General features: G+C 56.1%; 1 rRNA gene (cut by a window edge). It reads right to left on the minus strand.

The annotated features are described in order from the left end of the window. Window positions 1–2,500 (minus strand): 23S ribosomal RNA (locus tag ACTMTI_RS56435); its annotated part runs 300 nt beyond the window's last position; the annotation flags it as partial.

Consider the following 2,500-nt stretch of genomic DNA (forward strand, 5'->3'; position numbering starts at 1 on the left):
TTCTAAACCCAGCTCGCGTACCGCTTTAATGGGCGAACAGCCCAACCCTTGGGACCTACTCCAGCCCCAGGATGCGACGAGCCGACATCGAGGTGCCAAACCATCCCGTCGATATGGACTCTTGGGGAAGATCAGCCTGTTATCCCCGGGGTACCTTTTAGCCGTTGAGCGACACCGCTTCCACATGCCGATGCCGGATCACTAGTCCCAGCTTTCGCTCCTGCTCGACCCGTCAGTCTCACAGTCAAGCTCCCTTGTGCACTTACACTCAACACCTGATTGCCAACCAGGCTGAGGGAACCTTTGGGCGCCTCCGTTACCTTTTAGGAGGCAACCGCCCCAGTTAAACTACCCACCAGACACTGTCCCCGATCCGGATCACGGACCAGAGTTAGACATCCAAAACGACCAGAGTGGTATTTCACCAATGACTCCACCCGAACTAGCGTCCGAGCTTCCCAGTCTCCCACCTATCCTACACAAGCCGTTCCAAACACCAATGTCAAGCTGTAGTGAAGGTCCCGGGGTCTTTCCGTCCTGCTGCGCGTAACGAGCATCTTTACTCGTAGTGCAATTTCGCCGGGTCTGCGGTTGAGACAGCGGGGAAGTCGTTACGCCATTCGTGCAGGTCGGAACTTACCCGACAAGGAATTTCGCTACCTTAGGATGGTTATAGTTACCACCGCCGTTTACCGGCGCTTAAGTTCTCACCTTCGCGTGATTACTCACACTAAGCGGTCCCCTTAACGTTCCGGCACCGGGCAGGCGTCAGTCCGTATACATCGTCTTACGACTTCGCACGGACCTGTGTTTTTAGTAAACAGTCGCTTCCCCCTGGCCACTGCGACCCCCACCAGCTCCCACAGCTAGTGCGTTCACCGGCAGAGGTCCCCCTTCTCCCGAAGTTACGGGGGCAATTTGCCGAGTTCCTTAACCACAGTTCACCCGATCGCCTTAGTATTCTCTACCTGACCACCTGAGTCGGTTTAGGGTACGGGCCGCCACAACACTCACTAGAGGCTTTTCTCGGCAGCATAGGATCATCCACTTCACCACAATCGGCTCGGCATCACATCTCAGGATATATACGAGGCGGATTTGCCTACCTCGCTCCCTACATGCTTACCCCAGGACAACCATCGCCTGGGCTGGACTACCTTCCTGCGTCACCCCATCGCTTACCTACTACCCGATCGGATCGAGCGTTCAGCCTCACCCCTAGTCCCGAAGGACATCAGAGGGCTTAAGGACTCTTAGCATCACGAGGTTCGATATGGGCGCATTGAAGCGGGTACGGGAATATCAACCCGTTGTCCATCGACTACGCCTGTCGGCCTCGCCTTAGGTCCCGACTTACCCTGGGCGGATTAGCCTGCCCCAGGAACCCTTGGTCATTCGGCGCGAGGGTTTCTCACCCTCGATTCGCTACTCATGCCTGCATTCTCACTCGTGTACGCTCCACGGCTAGATCACTCTGCCGCTTCACCGCATACACGACGCTCCCCTACCCATCCACCACACATGGTGATGAATGCCACGACTTCGGCGGTGTACTTGAGCCCCGCTACATTGTCGGCGCGGAATCACTTGACCAGTGAGCTATTACGCACTCTTTCAAGGGTGGCTGCTTCTAAGCCAACCTCCTGGTTGTCTCTGCGACTCCACATCCTTTCCCACTTAGCACACGCTTAGGGGCCTTAGTCGGTGATCTGGGCTGTTTCCCTCTCGACTACGAACCTTATCGCCCGCAGTCTCACTGCCACGCTCTCACTTACCGGCATTCGGAGTTTGGCTGACGTCAGTAACCTTGTCGGGCCCATCGGCCATCCAGTGCTCTACCTCCGGCAAGAAACACGTGACGCTGCACCTAAATGCATTTCGGGGAGAACCAGCTATCACGGAGTTTGATTGGCCTTTCACCCCTACACACAGGTCATCCCCCAGGTTTTCAACCCTGGTGGGTTCGGTCCTCCACCCAGTCTTACCTGAGCTTCAACCTGCCCATGCGTAGATCACTCCGCTTCGGGTCTACAGCATGCGACTCAAACGCCCTATTCAGACTCGCTTTCGCTACGGCTCCCCCACACGGGTTAACCTCGCCACACACCATAACTCGCAGGCTCATTCTTCAAAAGGCACGCAGTCACATCACACGCCGACCGAAATCGACGTAAGCTCCTACGGCTTGTAGGCACACGGTTTCAGGTACTATTTCACGACCCCTCACCGGGGCACTTTTCACCTTTCCCTCACGGTACTCGTGCACTATCGGTCATCAGGGAGTATTTAGGCTTACCAGGTGGTCCTGGCAGATTCACACAGGATTTCTCGGGCCCCGTGCTACTTGGGATCCCCTCAAGAAGCCTTCAAGATTTCGCCTACCCGGCTCTCACGGTCTACGGCAGCCCTTCCCAGAGCTTTCAACTACCTCAAAGGTTTATCACTTCTTGTGGTCTCGGCAGAAACCACCAGAGGGTCCCACGACCCCGAACGTGCAACG

This window comes from Nonomuraea sp. H19 (assembly GCF_052068215.1).
Classification (GTDB): domain Bacteria; phylum Actinomycetota; class Actinomycetes; order Streptosporangiales; family Streptosporangiaceae; genus Nonomuraea.